Source organism: Streptomyces sp. RKAG290 (assembly GCF_023701695.1).
GTDB lineage: Bacteria > Actinomycetota > Actinomycetes > Streptomycetales > Streptomycetaceae > Streptomyces.
In genome coordinates, this window is record NZ_JAJOZC010000001.1 from 3,219,561 (window position 1) to 3,236,634 (window position 17,074).

10 protein-coding genes and 3 rRNA genes are annotated in these 17,074 nt (G+C 66.0%); 6 read left to right on the forward strand and 7 right to left on the reverse strand.

Going from position 1 to position 17,074, the window contains the following annotated elements:
* The first annotated feature begins 85 nt into the window (after window positions 1-85).
* From LNW71_RS13980 to LNW71_RS13995, 4 genes are read left to right on the forward strand one after another with little or no spacing between them, the layout of a single operon-like run.
* On the forward strand, window positions 86-1,024 hold the full coding sequence (locus tag LNW71_RS13980) for an ABC transporter ATP-binding protein (protein WP_250968543.1): 939 nt from the start codon (window positions 86-88) through the stop codon (window positions 1,022-1,024).
* Window positions 1,021-1,815 carry an ABC transporter permease gene (locus LNW71_RS13985; protein ID WP_250968544.1) on the forward strand — a complete coding sequence of 265 codons (795 nt, stop codon included), beginning with the start codon at window positions 1,021-1,023 and terminating at the stop codon, window positions 1,813-1,815. Before LNW71_RS13980 ends, LNW71_RS13985 begins: the two co-directional genes overlap by 4 nt.
* Window positions 1,816-1,838: 23 nt before the next feature.
* Window positions 1,839-3,107, forward strand: a complete 1,269-nt coding sequence (locus LNW71_RS13990) for a sensor histidine kinase (RefSeq protein WP_374119407.1) — start codon at window positions 1,839-1,841, stop codon at window positions 3,105-3,107.
* The gene (locus LNW71_RS13995) at window positions 3,104-3,769 is read left to right on the forward strand and encodes a response regulator transcription factor (protein ID WP_250968546.1); all 666 of its coding nucleotides are present in this window, start codon (window positions 3,104-3,106) and stop codon (window positions 3,767-3,769) included. The genes LNW71_RS13990 and LNW71_RS13995 overlap by 4 nt, the downstream gene beginning before the upstream one ends.
* A 298-nt stretch (window positions 3,770-4,067) precedes the next feature.
* Here the strand turns inward: LNW71_RS13995 and LNW71_RS14000 are convergent, their stop codons facing one another.
* The 5 genes from LNW71_RS14000 to LNW71_RS14020 all read right to left on the reverse strand — a co-directional run bounded on the left by LNW71_RS14000 (window position 4,068) and on the right by LNW71_RS14020 (window position 11,010).
* On the reverse strand, window positions 4,068-4,541 hold the full coding sequence (locus LNW71_RS14000; RefSeq protein WP_250968547.1) for a DUF5959 family protein: 474 nt from the start codon (window positions 4,539-4,541) through the stop codon (window positions 4,068-4,070).
* Between the two features lie 83 nt (window positions 4,542-4,624).
* Window positions 4,625-4,741: ribosomal RNA gene (rrf, locus tag LNW71_RS14005) — 5S ribosomal RNA — on the reverse strand.
* A 79-nt stretch (window positions 4,742-4,820) separates the two neighbouring features.
* Window positions 4,821-7,945, reverse strand: a 23S ribosomal RNA gene (locus tag LNW71_RS14010).
* Window positions 7,946-8,244: 299 nt separating this feature from the next.
* Window positions 8,245-9,770 (reverse strand): 16S ribosomal RNA (locus LNW71_RS14015).
* The 16S, 23S and 5S rRNA genes sit together here, the layout of an rRNA operon.
* Window positions 9,771-10,455: 685 nt before the next feature.
* On the reverse strand, window positions 10,456-11,010 hold the full coding sequence (locus LNW71_RS14020) for a MarR family transcriptional regulator (protein WP_250968548.1): 555 nt from the start codon (window positions 11,008-11,010) through the stop codon (window positions 10,456-10,458).
* 147 nt (window positions 11,011-11,157) lie between these two features.
* Between LNW71_RS14020 and LNW71_RS14025 the strand changes: the two genes are divergently transcribed.
* Window positions 11,158-12,459, forward strand: coding sequence for an MFS transporter (locus tag LNW71_RS14025; protein WP_250968549.1), 1,302 nt, complete (start codon window positions 11,158-11,160; stop codon window positions 12,457-12,459).
* Between the two features lie 12 nt (window positions 12,460-12,471).
* On the opposite strand, the gene LNW71_RS14030 is transcribed toward LNW71_RS14025, so the two are convergent.
* Together LNW71_RS14030 and LNW71_RS14035 are read right to left on the reverse strand one after the other, a co-directional pair.
* Window positions 12,472-14,136, reverse strand: a complete 1,665-nt coding sequence (locus tag LNW71_RS14030; RefSeq protein WP_250968550.1) for a SpoIIE family protein phosphatase — start codon at window positions 14,134-14,136, stop codon at window positions 12,472-12,474.
* 192 nt (window positions 14,137-14,328) lie between these two features.
* Complete coding sequence (locus LNW71_RS14035) at window positions 14,329-15,645, reverse strand: NAD(P)/FAD-dependent oxidoreductase (RefSeq protein ID WP_250971995.1); 1,317 nt, start codon at window positions 15,643-15,645, stop codon at window positions 14,329-14,331.
* A gap of 418 nt (window positions 15,646-16,063) precedes the next feature.
* Between LNW71_RS14035 and LNW71_RS14040 the strand changes: the two genes are divergently transcribed.
* Window positions 16,064-16,957, forward strand: a complete 894-nt coding sequence (locus tag LNW71_RS14040) for a helix-turn-helix domain-containing protein (protein ID WP_250968551.1) — start codon at window positions 16,064-16,066, stop codon at window positions 16,955-16,957.
* Window positions 16,958-17,074 lie beyond the last annotated feature (117 nt).

The following is a 17,074-nucleotide window of genomic DNA, read 5'->3' on the forward strand; positions in this document are numbered from 1 at the left end:
GCGTCGTACCCCGGTACTACGCGCGCCGCCACATCCCGCCCCCGGTCCGACGCCACGCACCCGCCCGCTCCGTAGCGTCGACCGCATGATCAGGGCATACGAACTCACCAAACGCTACGGGAACACCACCGTCGTCCACGGCCTCGACTTCACGGTCCGCCCCGGCACCGTGACCGGATTCCTCGGCCCGAACGGCGCCGGGAAGTCGACGACCATGCGCATGCTGCTCGGCCTGGACGCCCCCACCCGCGGCCGTTCGACCGTCGGCGGACGCGCCTACGCCACCCACAGCGCCCCGCTCACCGAAGTCGGCGCCCTGCTGGAGGCCCGCTCCGTCCACCCCGGCCGGACCGCCTTCCACCACCTGATGGCGCTCGCCCACACCCACGGCATCCCGCGCAGCCGCGTCGAGCACGTCCTCGACCTGGCCGGCCTGACCGCGGTCGCCGGGAAAAGGGTCAAGGGCTTCTCCCTCGGCATGGGCCAACGGCTCGGCATCGCCGCCGCGCTACTCGGCGACCCCGCCACCCTCATCCTCGACGAACCGGTCAACGGCCTCGACCCGGAGGGCGTGCTCTGGATCCGCAACCTGCTCAGATCCCTCGCCGTACAGGGCCGCACGGTCCTCGTCTCCTCGCACCTGATGAGCGAAATGGCACTCACCGCAGACCACTTGGTCATCATCGGACGCGGCCGCCTCCTCGCCGACACGACAGTCGCCGACTTCGTCGCCACGGCGGGCGGCGCCTCGGTCAAGGTCCGCACCCCGCAGGCCCCCGCCCTGCGCGAGCTCCTGCGCGGACCCGGCATCGAGGTCACCGCCGCCACCGGCAGCGAACCGGGGGAACTGGACGTCCGCGGCACCGACGCGGCCCACATCGGCCGCATCGCCGCCGCCCACGCCATCCCGCTGTACGAACTCACCCCACGAACCGCCTCCCTGGAGCAGGCCTTCATGGACCTCACCCAGGAGTCGGTCGACTACCGGGTCACCGCCCCCGAACCGACCGGAGCCCTCGCATGACCTCGACCACCGCACCCGCCCCCAGCCCCTACCGCGTCACCCCGGCCCGGGTACTGCGCTCCGAGTGGCACAAACTCCGGTCCCTGCGCTCCAGCTGGATCACCCTGGGATCCGCCGCCGCACTGGTCCTGGCAGTCGGCATCGTCATGGGCACGACCTACACCTCGGACGGCGGCGACTCCGACGTCGACACGGTCATCCTCGTCCTCTACGGCACCACACTCGGCACGCTCTGCACCGTCGTCCTGGGCATCCTGGTCACGGCGGGCGAGTACTCGACCGGCATGATCCGCGCGTCACTCACCGCGGTCCCCCGCCGGCTCCCGGTGCTGTGGGCCAAGGTGGCGGTCTTCGCCGGCACGGTGTTCACCGTCATGCTCGCCACCTCGCTGCTCACCTTCGTCGTCGCACAGATCTTCCTGGCCGACACCGACCAGGCCGCTTCCCTGACCGACCCCGGCGTACTCCACGCCATCGCGGGCAACGCGGCGGGGACCACGTTCCTCAGCCTGATCGCCCTGGGTCTCGGCGCCCTGCTCCGCTCGGTGCCGGGCGCGATCGGCGCCTTCATCGGAGGCGTCATGGTCCTTCCGGAGGTGCTCTCCATGCTTCCGTACGACGCCGTGGAGACCGCCGTCCGCTACTTCCCCACCCAGGCCGCCGGCGTACTGGGCTCCGCGACCCCGCTCCCCGACGCCGCGCCCGTGGGCGGGGCCCTGCTCGCCCTCGCCCTGTGGGCCGCGGCCACACTGATCGCGGCGGCCGCGCTGCTGCGACGCCGAGACGCATGACGCGGACGGAGCCCGGCGCGAGGATGGGGCGAGTGACGGACGACAAGACGAACCGGTCGGCGGCCCCCAGCCCGCTCACCGGGCACATACAGCGCCTGCTCCAGCGGATCCGCGCGTTCGACCGGCGCCGCCCCCTCGTCTGGAACGGGATGCTGACAGCCTTCTGGGTGGGGTTCGCCGTACTCGACTTCACCTCGGGCGGCTGGCGCACCGTCGCGGACAACCCGCGCGCCCCGGAGCCGGTGGTGTTCATGATGAGCGTGGCGTTCTCCGCCCCGCTGCTGTGGCGCCGGAGCCATCCGTCGGCCGTGCTCGGGTTCATGGTGCCGTTCGCCCTGATCAACGTCTGGACGGGTGCGGTCGTCCAGGCCGCCTACCTCCAGGACATCGCCGTCTTCAACATCGCACTGCGACTGCCGATGCGCGCCCTGGCATGGTCGGGCGCCCTCGTGCTCGTGCCGCTGCTGATCGGCTCCGGACGCTTCCCGGGCAACTGGGACCAGCTCTTCGTCCCGCACCTCTGGGCATTCGCGTTCGCCTGCCTGCTCGGCATCCTCGTCCGCACCCGCAAGGAGTACACCGAGGCCCTCGTCGACCGCGCCGACCGGCTCGAACTCGAACGCGACCAGCAGGCCCAGCTCGCCGCGGCGGCCGAACGGACCCGGATCGCCCGGGAGATGCACGACATCATCGGACACAACCTGTCCGTCATCACGGGCCTCGCGGACGGCGGCGCGTACGCCGCGGCCAGGAGCCCGGAACGGGCCGTCCAGGCGCTGGACGCCATCGGCACCACCAGCCGCCAGGCCCTCGCCGAACTCCGCCGCCTGCTCGGCGTCCTGCGCGACCACCCCGACCGTGCCGACCGCACCCCGCAGCCCGGTCTGGACGACATGGACGCCCTGCTGGCCGGAGTCCGGCGGGCAGGACTTCCGGTACGCCTCCGTCAGCACGGCACGCCACCGACCGTCGCGCCCACCGCAGGACGGCAGCTGACGGTCTACCGGGTGGTGCAGGAGGCCCTGACGAACACGCTGAAGCACGCCGCGACGGCTCCCGCTCTGGCGGCCGAGGTCACCCTGACCTATCGTCCGACGGAGCTGGAGGCCGTGATCACGGACAACGGCACCCCACATCCCGACGCCGCCCCTGCCGACGGCGCCGGACAGGGCATCACCGGCATGCGCGAACGTGCCTCCCTGTACGACGGCGCACTCGAAGCAGGCCCGCCGCCGACGGCACCCGGCTGGCAGGTACGGCTCCGGCTCCCCCTGGAGGACTCCCCCTCGTGACGACCGTGCTGATCGCGGACGACCAGCCGATGCAACGCTTCGGCTTCCGCATGCTGTTGGAGAGCCAGGACGACATGACGGTCGTCGGGGAGGCCGCCAACGGGCACGAGGCCCTGCAACTCGTCTCCCGGCACCAGCCGGACGTCGCGCTGATGGACATCCGCATGCCCCTGCTGGACGGCATCGAGGCCACCCGCCGGATCATCAGGGCGGGCTCCCGCACCCGCGTGCTCATCGTCACCACATTCGACCTGGACCGCTATGCCTACGACGGCCTGCGCGCCGGCGCCAGCGGCTTCCTGATCAAGGACGCGCTGCCGGAGGAACTCCTGTCCGGGGTACGGGCCGTGGCCAGCGGCGATGCGGTGGTCGCTCCTGGCCTGACCCGCCGTCTGTTGGACGCGTACGTACAGCATCTGCCGACGGTCCCGGGCGGACCGGCCACCCACGACCCACGCCTCGCGAGCCTCACGGACCGGGAGCGGGAGATCCTCACCGTCATCGGCAGGGGCTGGACCAACACGGAGGTCGCCGAACGCCTCCACCTGGCGGAATCGACCGTGAAGACACACGTATCCCGCATCCTCGCGAAGACGGGAGCCAGGGACCGCGTCCAAGCGGTAATCCTGGCGTACGACACCCACCTGGTCAGCCCGGCCTGAACGAACCCGCCGGCCCCTGCCGCGACACCCCGAATCGCTGATCCACCAAGTCAACACATTCATGCAGACCTGGAGTCGGCAATCCGGCCTGCTCACGGATCACGGCAATGGCATCCACCATCCGCCCGGCCGAAACGAGGCTGTCCACCTCCGCCACAACCGAAAGCCGGCCCCACAGCGGTTTCCCCATAGCCGCATTGAACCCCACGGGCCACGCCCAAGAGCGATCATGATCCGCTTGAACCACCGACTTGAGAAGTGGTCGGGTCAGCTCGCGTGGGGGACATGCGCCCGTGGGTCAGCCCCTGCGGTTGGAGCTCCACTCGTAGGTCATGGGTGCCGTCTCCACGACTTCGCTGGGCCAGGTCTCTCGGACCTGGTCAAGTCGCTGGTGGTGGTCCTGGATCCAAGTCTCCTGCGGTCCGATCCCTAGCGCGAGGTTCATGCGGTCGGGGTCCTGGACCGTCAACGACAACGTGCGGTCCTCGTGCATGAAAAGGCCGAGACTCAGTCCGCGGTCTCCACCAATGGTTGCGCCTTTGCCCGGTGCGAACTGGGTCAGGTCGTGCTGCCAGGTGTCGAGGTCCCGCTGGAGCAGGTACAGCCCAAGTCTGGCATCGACAAAGCTCGCGGAGACCAGGACATCGGCTTGCAGAATGTCGTGGCCGGTCAGCACTCCGGGTTGGTAGCGGCCCGTCACGCGGACAACGCAGAGGTTGCCCTCCGCGTCTCCCAAATTGATCAGGTCCACCGGGGCGGGTTCAGTCACCACTGGTCTCGCTCTCTTTCGTTCTGGTCCGGAACGCAGAAAAGCCCCGTGCCACAAGGGCACGGGGCTTAACTATTTTAAAAGGAGTTCGGCGGCGTCCTACTCTCCCACAGGGTCCCCCCTGCAGTACCATCGGCGCTGAAAGGCTTAGCTTCCGGGTTCGGAATGTAACCGGGCGTTTCCCTAACGCAATGACCACCGAAACACTATGAAATTAACCAACACCGGAACAAAACACGGCCGTTCGTTATTTCAGAACTAACACAGTGGACGCGAGCAACTGAGGACAAGCCCTCGGCCTATTAGTACCAGTCAGCTCCACCCGTTACCGGGCTTCCACATCTGGCCTATCAACCCAGTCGTCTACTGGGAGCCTTAACCCCTCAAGAGGGTGGGAATACTCATCTCGAAGCAGGCTTCCCGCTTAGATGCTTTCAGCGGTTATCCTTTCCGAACGTAGCCAACCAGCCATGCCCTTGGCAGGACAACTGGCACACCAGAGGTTCGTCCGTCCCGGTCCTCTCGTACTAGGGACAGCCCTTCTCAATATTCCTACGCGCACAGCGGATAGGGACCGAACTGTCTCACGACGTTCTAAACCCAGCTCGCGTACCGCTTTAATGGGCGAACAGCCCAACCCTTGGGACCGACTCCAGCCCCAGGATGCGACGAGCCGACATCGAGGTGCCAAACCATCCCGTCGATATGGACTCTTGGGGAAGATCAGCCTGTTATCCCCGGGGTACCTTTTATCCGTTGAGCGACAGCGCTTCCACAAGCCACTGCCGGATCACTAGTCCCGACTTTCGTCCCTGCTCGACCCGTCGGTCTCACAGTCAAGCTCCCTTGTGCACTTACACTCAACACCTGATTGCCAACCAGGCTGAGGGAACCTTTGGGCGCCTCCGTTACTCTTTAGGAGGCAACCGCCCCAGTTAAACTACCCATCAGACACTGTCCCTGATCCGGATCACGGACCCAGGTTAGACATCCAGCACGACCAGAGTGGTATTTCAACGACGACTCCACAACCACTGGCGTGGCCGCTTCAAAGTCTCCCACCTATCCTACACAAGCCGAACCGAACACCAATATCAAACTATAGTAAAGGTCCCGGGGTCTTTCCGTCCTGCTGCGCGAAACGAGCATCTTTACTCGTAGTGCAATTTCACCGGGCCTATGGTTGAGACAGTCGAGAAGTCGTTACGCCATTCGTGCAGGTCGGAACTTACCCGACAAGGAATTTCGCTACCTTAGGATGGTTATAGTTACCACCGCCGTTTACTGGCGCTTAAGTTCTCAGCTTCGCCGACCCGAAAGTCAGCTAACCGGTCCCCTTAACGTTCCAGCACCGGGCAGGCGTCAGTCCGTATACATCGCCTTACGGCTTCGCACGGACCTGTGTTTTTAGTAAACAGTCGCTTCTCGCTGGTCTCTGCGGCCACCCCCAGCTCATGGAGTAAATCCAATCACCAGTGATGGCCCCCCTTCTCCCGAAGTTACGGGGGCATTTTGCCGAGTTCCTTAACCATAGTTCACCCGAACGCCTCGGTATTCTCTACCTGACCACCTGAGTCGGTTTAGGGTACGGGCCGCCATGAAACTCGCTAGAGGCTTTTCTCGACAGCATAGGATCATCCACTTCACCACAATCGGCTCGGCATCAGGTCTCAGCCTTAATGTGTGACGGATTTACCTACCACACGGCCTACACCCTTACCCCGGGACTACCACCGCCCGGGCTGGACTACCTTCCTGCGTCACCCCATCGCTTACCTAGTACAAGTCTGGTTCGTCGGCTCCACCACTACCCTCAACTCCGAAGAGATCGGGCCGGCTTCACGGACTTAGCATCGCCTGATTCAGTATTGGGCGTTTCAAAGCGGGTACCGGAATATCAACCGGTTGTCCATCGACTACGCCTGTCGGCCTCGCCTTAGGTCCCGACTTACCCTGGGCAGATCAGCTTGACCCAGGAACCCTTAGTCAATCGGCGCACACGTTTCTCACGTGTGTATCGCTACTCATGCCTGCATTCTCACTCGTGAACCGTCCACAACTCGCTTCCGCGGCTGCTTCACTCGGCACACGACGCTCCCCTACCCATCCATACTCCCGTTGGGGATATGTGTATGAATGACACGACTTCGGCGGTACGCTTGAGCCCCGCTACATTGTCGGCGCGGAATCACTTGACCAGTGAGCTATTACGCACTCTTTCAAGGGTGGCTGCTTCTAAGCCAACCTCCTGGTTGTCTCTGCGACTCCACATCCTTTCCCACTTAGCGTACGCTTAGGGGCCTTAGTCGATGCTCTGGGCTGTTTCCCTCTCGACCATGGAGCTTATCCCCCACAGTCTCACTGCCGTGCTCTCACTTACCGGCATTCGGAGTTTGGCTAAGGTCAGTAACCCGGTAGGGCCCATCGCCTATCCAGTGCTCTACCTCCGGCAAGAAACACACGACGCTGCACCTAAATGCATTTCGGGGAGAACCAGCTATCACGGAGTTTGATTGGCCTTTCACCCCTAACCACAGGTCATCCCCCAGGTTTTCAACCCTGGTGGGTTCGGTCCTCCACGAAGTCTTACCTCCGCTTCAACCTGCCCATGGCTAGATCACTCCGCTTCGGGTCTTGAGCGCGCTACTAAATCGCCCTATTCGGACTCGCTTTCGCTACGGCTTCCCCACACGGGTTAACCTCGCAACACACCGCAAACTCGCAGGCTCATTCTTCAAAAGGCACGCAGTCACGACTGCATGTGCAAGCACATACAGCGACGCTCCCACGGCTTGTAGGCACACGGTTTCAGGTACTATTTCACTCCGCTCCCGCGGTACTTTTCACCATTCCCTCACGGTACTATCCGCTATCGGTCACCAGGGAATATTTAGGCTTAACGGGTGGTCCCGCCAGATTCACACGGGATTTCTCGGGCCCCGTGCTACTTGGGTGTCTCTTAAACGAGCCGTTAATGTTTCAGCTACGGGGGTCTTACCCTCTACGCCGGACCTTTCGCATGTCCTTCGCCTACATCAACGGTTTCTGACTCGTCTCACAGCCGGCAGACCGTGAAAAAGAGATCCCACAACCCCGCATGCGCAACCCCTGCCGGGTATCACACGCATACGGTTTGGCCTGATCCAGTTTCGCTCGCCACTACTCCCGGAATCACGGTTGTTTTCTCTTCCTGAGGGTACTGAGATGTTTCACTTCCCCTCGTTCCCTCCACACTGCCTATGTGTTCAGCAGCGGGTGACAGCCCATGACGACTGCCGGGTTTCCCCATTCGGACACCCCCGGATCAAAGCTTGGTTGACAGCTCCCCGGGGCCTATCGTGGCCTCCCACGTCCTTCATCGGTTCCTGGTGCCAAGGCATCCACCGTGCGCCCTTAAAAACTTGGCCACAGATGCTCGCGTCCACTGTGCAGTTCTCAAACAACGACCAGCCACCCATCACCCCGCCCTTACCGGGCGAGTTCACTGGGGCCGGCAACCGAAGGACGACCATGACGGCCGTACCTTCAGATACCCAACAGCGTGCCCGACCCGACCGATCACCCTCCACATTCCACGCCGAAGCAGTACTAGTGAAAAACAACCTGTCGTGCCGAATAGTCAACGTTCCACCCATGAGCTAACCACCGTCGAACATTTGTCGACGAAGTGGCTCTCGATTCCTTGCGGAATCTAGATGCTCCTTAGAAAGGAGGTGATCCAGCCGCACCTTCCGGTACGGCTACCTTGTTACGACTTCGTCCCAATCGCCAGTCCCACCTTCGACAGCTCCCTCCCACAAGGGGTTGGGCCACCGGCTTCGGGTGTTACCGACTTTCGTGACGTGACGGGCGGTGTGTACAAGGCCCGGGAACGTATTCACCGCAGCAATGCTGATCTGCGATTACTAGCAACTCCGACTTCATGGGGTCGAGTTGCAGACCCCAATCCGAACTGAGACCGGCTTTTTGAGATTCGCTCCGCCTCGCGGCATCGCAGCTCATTGTACCGGCCATTGTAGCACGTGTGCAGCCCAAGACATAAGGGGCATGATGACTTGACGTCGTCCCCACCTTCCTCCGAGTTGACCCCGGCAGTCTCCTGTGAGTCCCCATCACCCCGAAGGGCATGCTGGCAACACAGAACAAGGGTTGCGCTCGTTGCGGGACTTAACCCAACATCTCACGACACGAGCTGACGACAGCCATGCACCACCTGTACACCGACCACAAGGGGGGCACCATCTCTGATGCTTTCCGGTGTATGTCAAGCCTTGGTAAGGTTCTTCGCGTTGCGTCGAATTAAGCCACATGCTCCGCTGCTTGTGCGGGCCCCCGTCAATTCCTTTGAGTTTTAGCCTTGCGGCCGTACTCCCCAGGCGGGGAACTTAATGCGTTAGCTGCGGCACCGACGACGTGGAATGTCGCCAACACCTAGTTCCCAACGTTTACGGCGTGGACTACCAGGGTATCTAATCCTGTTCGCTCCCCACGCTTTCGCTCCTCAGCGTCAGTAATGGCCCAGAGATCCGCCTTCGCCACCGGTGTTCCTCCTGATATCTGCGCATTTCACCGCTACACCAGGAATTCCGATCTCCCCTACCACACTCTAGCCTGCCCGTATCGACTGCAGACCCGGGGTTAAGCCCCGGGCTTTCACAACCGACGCAACAAGCCGCCTACGAGCTCTTTACGCCCAATAATTCCGGACAACGCTTGCGCCCTACGTATTACCGCGGCTGCTGGCACGTAGTTAGCCGGCGCTTCTTCTGCAGGTACCGTCACTTTCGCTTCTTCCCTGCTGAAAGAGGTTTACAACCCGAAGGCCGTCATCCCTCACGCGGCGTCGCTGCATCAGGCTTTCGCCCATTGTGCAATATTCCCCACTGCTGCCTCCCGTAGGAGTCTGGGCCGTGTCTCAGTCCCAGTGTGGCCGGTCGCCCTCTCAGGCCGGCTACCCGTCGTCGCCTTGGTAGGCCATTACCCCACCAACTAGCTGATAGGCCGCGGGCTCATCCTTCACCGCCGGAGCTTTTAACCTTCCCCCATGAGAGGGAAAGTATTATCCGGTATTAGACCCCGTTTCCAGGGCTTGTCCCAGAGTGAAGGGCAGATTGCCCACGTGTTACTCACCCGTTCGCCACTAATCCACCCCGAAGGGCTTCATCGTTCGACTTGCATGTGTTAAGCACGCCGCCAGCGTTCGTCCTGAGCCAGGATCAAACTCTCCGTGAATGTTTTCCCGTAATCGGGATCACACACACGAGAGCGGAACGATCAAGTCGGAATAAGACCGACCGTCCACTGTGTCCTCGCTATGTGCATTGCCTGCCAGGTCAGTGACCTCGCAGGACTTTCAAAGGAACCTCGAACCTGCCGAAGCAGGTCGGGGTATCAACATATCTGGCGTTGACTTTTGGCACGCTGTTGAGTTCTCAAGGAACGGACGCTTCCTTTGTACTCACCGCAGAACATTTTCTGCGACTTTCCTCCGGGCGCTTCCCTTCGGTCTTGCGTTTCCGACTCTATCAGACTCTTTCGTGTCCGATTCCCGGTCGAAGCGGGCCTCGCATTTTCGCTTTCCAGTTCTTCGCTTTCGCGTTTCCCTTTCCGGCGAGTCCGACTCTATCAGATCCTTTCGGGCCTGATTCCCAGTCAGTGGGGCTTGTCTTCCCGGCTGTTGGGCCGTTCCGACGTCCAAAACTCTAGCGGATTTTCCCGGCGGCTCATAATCGAGCGTTCGAAATTGATTTCGGCACGCCGAAATCCTCCCGAGCGGGAGATCGTGATGAGTTTTGGTTGCCGCATTCGCGGCGGGATCGGTTGTCCAGGAACCGTTCCGGCTCCGTGACAACTCGAAGAACCTTACGGATCGCAGCGGGGGGTGTCAAGCCCTGTCTAGTACCCCCTGAACAGGGGTTCAGTCCAGGTCGGTGAGGCGGCCGCCGGCGTCCGGCTGGGCGTGCTCCACCCGGCGCAGGAGGCGGATCAGCATCTCGCCGAGCACCCCGCGCTCGTCGCCCGAGAGGTCCTGGAGCAGCTCCTCCTCGAAGTCCGAGGCCATCCGCATCGCCTCCAGCCACTTCGCGCGGCCCTCGTCCGTCAGCTCGACGATGACGCGCACCCGGTTGTTCTCGTCGCGGTCACGGGTGACCAGACCCTCGCCCGCCATCCGGTCGATGCGGTGCGTCATCGCGGCGGGGGTGAGACCGAGCCGCTTGGCCAGCTCCCCCGGGCCCAGCCGGTACGGGGCGCCGGCCAGCACGAGGGTCTTGAGGACCTCCCACTCGGCATTGCTGATGCCGAGGGCGGCGACCTGCCGTCCGTACGCCACGTTCATCCGGCGGTTCAGCCGGCCGAGCGCGGAGACGACCTGCTCGACCTGGGGGTCCAGGTCGCGGAACTCGCGCTGATAGGCGGCGATCTGCTCGTCGAGGCTCGGCTCATCGAGTCCGGGCTCGGTGGTGTCAGACATGGCGCGCAGTATGGCACGCCCTCCGTACCCATCGAAGTCCTTCGGTCTGTATTGTTGAGCTTCTAACTTTAGTGCTAAAGTCTTCGGGTTCGAGTCGTTCGATCACGTGGTTTCGAGAGCTTGAGGTAGGTGAGTGTGACCAGGGAAATGGGTGCAGCACTGCGGCGGATCCAGCTGGGGAGCGCGCTGAGCGCGTTCGGGCTGGGCTTCACCGTTCCCTATCTGTACGTCTATGTGGCGCAGGTACGGGATCTGGGTGCCGGTACGGCGGGAGTCGTACTGGCGGTCTTCGCCATGGCAGCGCTCGCCGTCCTGCCGTTCACCGGCCGGGCCATCGACCGTCGCGGGCCGCTGCCCGTGCTGGTCGTCGCCTCGGTCGTCGCCTCCCTGGGCGCTGCCGCGCTGGGCCTGTCCTCACAGGTGACCGCCGCCGTCCTTGCCGCCGCGGTACTCGGTGCGGGCACGGCCGTCATGCAGCCGGCCCTCGCCACGATGCTCGTCCGGTGCTCCGACGCCGGCACCCGCACCCGCGCCTTCGCCATGCAGTTCTTCCTGCAGAACCTGGGGCTCGGCATCGGGGGGCTGGTCGGCGGCCAGATCGTCGACACGGACCGGCCGGCGTCCTTCACCTTGCTGTTCCTGATCGAAGCGGTGATGTTCCTCGTGCTCGGCGCCATCGCGGCGACCGTGCGGATGCCTCGTAGTCCTGCCGTCGTGGCGGGGGCAGGAGGAACCGCCGCGCGGGGCGGCATGCGGGTGCTGCTCTCGCACCGGGCCATGGTGCAGCTGTGCGTGCTGGGTTTCGTGGTGTTCTTCGCCTGCTACGGACAGTTCGAGTCCGGGCTTGCGGCGTACGGCACCGAGGCCGCCGGGATCGAGCCCTCGACGCTCGGGATCGCGCTGGCCGCCAACACCGCCGTCATCGTCGTGGCGCAGTTCGTGGTGCTTCGTCTGGTGGAGCGCCGCAAGCGCAGCCGGGTGATCGCCGCGGTCGGTCTGATCTGGGCCTTCGCCTGGATCGTGGCGGGCTACGCGGGTCTCGGGCACGGCAGCCAGACCATGGCCACGGCCGCGATGATCTCCACGTACGCACTGTTCGGGCTCGGTGAGGCGATGCTGTCGCCGACCGTCGCGCCGCTGGTCGCCGATCTGGCGCCGGAGTCGATGGTCGGGCAGTACAACTCGGCCTTCGCCCTGTGCAAGCAGCTGGCCCTGGCGGTCGGCCCTGCCGTGGGCGGTCCGATGGGGGCCTCACTGCACGGGCCGTACATCGTGACGTTCGTGCTGTTCTCGCTCGGCATCACGGTGCTGGCGCTGCGGCTGGGCCGGCGGCTCACCCCCGTACAGGACCAGCCTTCGCTCGCGGCGGTGCCGTCGCGGGTGGTTGCCGTGTCGCTGCCGGAGACCGCGTCGGCCGAATTGCCGGCGCCGGTCGCCGCCGTGCACTGAGCGGCCGGGCCGCTACTGCGGCAGGGCGAATTCGCACCAGACCGCCTTGCCGCCGCCCGGTGTGCGACGGCTGCCCCAGGACGTGGCGATCGTCGCGACGATCGTGATGCCCCGGCCCGCCTCGTCCGCCGGGTCGGCGCGGCGGCGGCGCGGCAGGTGGTCGTCGCCGTCGGTCACCTCGATGATCAGGCGGCGGTCGGTGCGGCGCAGGCCGAGGCGCATCGGCGGGGTGCCGTGCTGCAGGGAGTTGGCGACCAGCTCACCGGCGGCGAGTACGCCCAGGTCACACAGCTCGACCGGGAAGCGCCACGACGTAAGGACGCCCGTCGCGAAAGCACGGGCCCGCGGCGCCGCTTCGATGCCGCCGAGCAGATCGAGCGAGGCGTTGTGGAAGAGTTCCGCGGTCGCTCCCGTGCGCGCCGGGTGCTGAACCACCAGGACCGCCACGTCGTCGTCGTGCTCCGCCGTGATGTTGAGGGACCGCATCAGGCGGTCGCACACCACCTGCGGCGACCCCTTCGCACCGGACAGCGCGCGCTCCAGCGAGGCCACGCCCTCGTCGATGTCCTCGCTCCGGCGCTCGACCAGGCCGTCCGTGTAGAGGACCGCCGTGGACCCGGGCGGCAGGGCGATCGTGCCCGAGGTGTGGATCCAGCCGCCGGTACCGAGCGGGGGCCCGGTCGGACCCTCGGCGCGGTGCACCGTGCCGTCCTCGTCGCGCACCAGGATCGGGAGATGCCCCGCGGAGGAGTAGACGAGCCGGCCCTCGTTGGGATCGTGGACCGCGTAGGCGCAGGTGGCGATCTGGCTGGCGTCGATCTCGGCGGCCAGTCCGTCGAGCAGCTGGAGCACCTCGTGCGGCGGGAGATCCAGGCGCGCGTACGCCCGGACCGCGGTGCGCAGCTGACCCATCACGGCGGCGGCGCGCACCCCGCGGCCCATCACGTCCCCGATGACCAGAGCGGTGCGGCCCGCGCCGAGGGTGATGACGTCGTACCAGTCGCCGCCGACCGCGGCGTCCGTGCCGCCCGGCTGGTAGGTGGCGGCGATCCGCAGGTCGTCCGGCTGCTCCAGCTCCTGCGGGAGCAGGGAGCGCTGGAGGGTGACGGCCGTTTCGCGATGGCGCCGCTCGCTGGTGCGCAGGCGCTCGGCCGCCTCGGCGTGGTCGGTGACGTCGGCGGCGTACACGAGCACTCCGCTCTCGTGCCCCTTGTCCTTGTCCTGCCGCACGGGGGTGCAGGTCACGGTGTACGAACTGCCGCTGCCGGCCTTGCGTGACTTGACCGTGCGGGGCGTGCCGCTGCGCAGGACCTGGTCCATCAGGGGGAGCAGGCTCAGCTCGGTCAGCTCGGGCATCGCCTCGGCCGCCGGGACACCGGACGGGCGGGGGCCGAACGCCGCGGCATAGGCGTCGTTGACGTACGCGATGCGGTGCTCGGGGCCGTGCACCAGCGCGACGAGGGCGGGCAGCTGGCCGAGGATGTCGCGGGCGGAGAGGTCCTCGAGGGCGGGCGCCCCCGTCCGGGTCGCGACGCCTGCCTGGTCGCCGTCCGGCGGGCCGGAGCCGGTATCGGCCTGTGCGTACTCGGCGCGGGCCGCCGGTACGGAGCTGTGGTCGTCCCGGGCGGCGCGACGCTGCGTACCGGGTAGGCGGGCGCTCCAACGCGTGAAGTTCACGGAAATTCTGGCCTCGTGTGTCGGTCTGGTCCGCTCGGGCGGGCTGCTTCCTCTGCCGGGGGGCGACCCAAGTATCAGGTCGCTGCTGCTGCCCCGGGGACGGTCGTCGATGGTCACTGGCGGTCGCTGCCGGCCGGGTCACTCTGTGCAGATGTGAGCCCACCCATGGTCACACGTTCAGTGTGCCGGACCCTACTGACAGTCGTCGTCGTCAGGCCTGGTGCGCCTTCCTGCGGCGAGTTCGAACTCTGCCCGGGGGTGTTCCAGGGAGCCGAGGGACACGATCTCGCGCTTGAAGAGGCCGGCGAGGGTCCATTCGGCGAGCACGCGGGCCTTCCGGTTGAACGTGGGGACACGGCTCAGGTGGTAGACGCGGTGCATCAGCCAGGCGGGGTAGCCCTTGAGCCTGCGTCCGTAGACGTGTGCGACGCCCTTGTGGAGGCCGAGCGAGGCGACGGAGCCCGCATAGCTGTGCCGGTACTCCTTGAGCGGTTCGCCGTTCAGTGACGCGACGATGTTCTCCGCGAGGACCTTGGCCTGGCGGACCGCGTGCTGGGCGTTGGGTGCGGTCTCCCGTCCCGGTTCGCCGGCGGTCAGGTCGGGGACGGCGGCGGCGTCACCGGCCGCCCAGGCGTGCTCGGTCCCTTCGACGGTGAGCCGGGCCGTGCAGATGAGCCTGCCGCGTTCGTTGAGCGGGAGGCCGGTGGCGGCGAGCAGCGGCGCGGGCTTGACGCCCGCCGTCCACACGAGCGTGCGGGTCGGGAAGCGGGAGCCGTCGCTGAGCACGGCCACCCGGTCCTCGTAGGACTCCAGACGGGTGTCGAGCCGTACGTCGATGTTGCGGCCGCGCAGCTCACGCACGGCGTACCTGCCCATCGACTCCCCGACCTCGGGCAGGATGCGGCCGGTGGCCTCGACGAGGATCCACTTCAGGTCCTCGGCCTTGATGTTGTGGTAGTACCGCGCGGTGTAGCGGGCCATGTCCTCCAGCTCGGCCAGCGCCTCCACGCCCGCGTAGCCGCCGCCCACGAAGACGAAGGTGAGCGCGGCGTCGCGGATGGCGGGGTCGCGGGTGGCGGAGGCGATGTCCATCTGCTCGATCACGTGGTTGCGCAGCCCGATGGCCTCCTCGATGGTCTTGAAGCCGAAGCCGTGGTCGGCGAGGCCGGGGACCGGGAGGGTGCGCGAGACGGAGCCGGGCGCGATGACGATCTCGTCGTACGGGATCTCGACGGCACCGGTGCCGTCCTCGCCCGAGGCCAGCGTCGTGACGGTCGCGGTGCGCTTGGCGTGGTCGATGCGCTGCGCCTCGCCGATGACGATCGTGCAGTGCGGCAGGACCCGGCGCAGCGGCACGACGACATGGCGCGGTGAGATCGAACCGGCGGCCGCTTCAGGAAGGAACGGCTGATACGTCATATAAGGATCGGGCGTGACGACGACAATCTCGGCCTCGCCGCTTCTGAGCCTCTGCTTCAGCTTCCGCTGGAGACGCAACGCGGTGTACATCCCTACGTAGCCCCCACCGACGACGAGAATGCGCACACCCGGCGGGGGCCGGGGGTGTTCCCCCGGAATCTGAAGCCATCACCACCCCATGACGCAACGCGCTCCGGAGTTTGTCCACAGCCCCGGCAAATTGTGTGACCGGAGGTTCAGTACGGAACCGTGCTGCCGATCGGTACGGCATTTCGGAAGCCCCGCAGGTCAGGGGATGCGGTGAGGGGTACGGACAGGAGGCGAATCGGTGACCAACCGGTCCTTGTTCCGATCGCGGGGCGCTCCGGGCGGAACTGCCCCCTTCTGAATTGACCCGGGCTCAACTATGTTCGTGTGTCGTCGGGGTGTCGGACAGTGACCATCGGTCCACCCTCGACTGACACGGCGGGAGTCTCCGGGGGGAGACGTCATAACCGGGGGAACAGAAATGCATATTCAGGAATCGCATTGGCAGACTGCTGCTGTCGCGTCCGACGGAAACGGGCGAATCGGGGCAGTCGGCACGGTGAGCGGCATCGGGTCATCAGGGACCGCGGTGCCGTCGGGAACGGTGAGCACGCTGGGTGCCGCGCTGGGCGCCGGATCCACCGGGGCCGGTGCGCACGGCCGCTCCGCGCCCCTGCGCGTGGACGCGCAGCGCAATCTGGAACATGTGCTGCGGGCCGCGCGCGAGGTGTTCGGTGAGCTGGGCTACGGCGCTCCGATGGAGGACGTGGCGCGTCGCGCCAGGGTCGGCGTGGGCACGGTGTACCGGCGCTTCCCCAGCAAGGACGTGCTGGTGCGCCGGATAGCCGAGGAGGAGACCTCCCGGCTGACCGACCAGGCCCGGTCCGCGCTCGGTCAGGAGGAGGAGCCGTGGTCGGCGCTGTCGCGCTTCCTGCGGACCTCGGTGGCCTCGGGTGCGGGGCGGCTGCTGCCTCCGCAGATACTGCGCGTCGGCGCGGACGCCGACGACTCGACGGTGGTCGGCGATGCCGGCGTCACCCTGGCGGCAGAACCGTCGGCCGGTGGCCCGCGGGACGAGCCCCGGGTGCCCCAGCAGCGGCAGGAGACCGGCCTGCGGGTGGCCGAGCCGCGCCCTGCGCCGGAGGCGGAGATCGACGACGTCGGCGTGGGTGCGGCCGAGCTCCTTGAGGTCGTGGGGCGGCTGGTGGACCGGGCGCGGACCTCCGGTGAGCTGCGCCGCGATGTGACGGTGGCCGATGTGCTGCTGGTCATCGCCACGGCGGCACCCTCACTCCCGGACCCGGCACAGCAGGCGGCGGCCTCGGCCCGACTGCTGGACATCCTGCTGGAGGGACTGCGCTCGCGCCCTGCGTGAGTGGGTGATCTGCGGCGCTTTACCGGCGGGGGCCGGCCCTGGCTCCGATGTCGCGCGCTCAATGCCGTCGCCCTCAACTACCCCGTGGCAGCGCTGGTCCGGCGCGGTGTGCGTGTC

What these genes read in the sequence shown, in the direction of transcription:
- LNW71_RS13985 (WP_250968544.1), top strand. Translation starts at nt 1,021, where the DNA reads ATGACCTCGACCACCGCACCCGCCCCCAGCCCCTACCGCGTCACCCCG.
- LNW71_RS14025 (WP_250968549.1), top strand. Translation starts at nt 11,158, where the DNA reads ATGGGTGCAGCACTGCGGCGGATCCAGCTGGGGAGCGCGCTGAGCGCG.
- LNW71_RS13980 (WP_250968543.1), top strand. Translation starts at nt 86, where the DNA reads ATGATCAGGGCATACGAACTCACCAAACGCTACGGGAACACCACCGTC.
- LNW71_RS14040 (WP_250968551.1), top strand. Translation starts at nt 16,064, where the DNA reads ATGCATATTCAGGAATCGCATTGGCAGACTGCTGCTGTCGCGTCCGAC.
- LNW71_RS14035 (WP_250971995.1), bottom strand. Translation starts at nt 15,645, where the DNA reads ATGTACACCGCGTTGCGTCTCCAGCGGAAGCTGAAGCAGAGGCTCAGA.
- LNW71_RS14020 (WP_250968548.1), bottom strand. Translation starts at nt 11,010, where the DNA reads ATGTCTGACACCACCGAGCCCGGACTCGATGAGCCGAGCCTCGACGAG.
- LNW71_RS13990 (WP_374119407.1), top strand. Translation starts at nt 1,839, where the DNA reads ATGGGGCGAGTGACGGACGACAAGACGAACCGGTCGGCGGCCCCCAGC.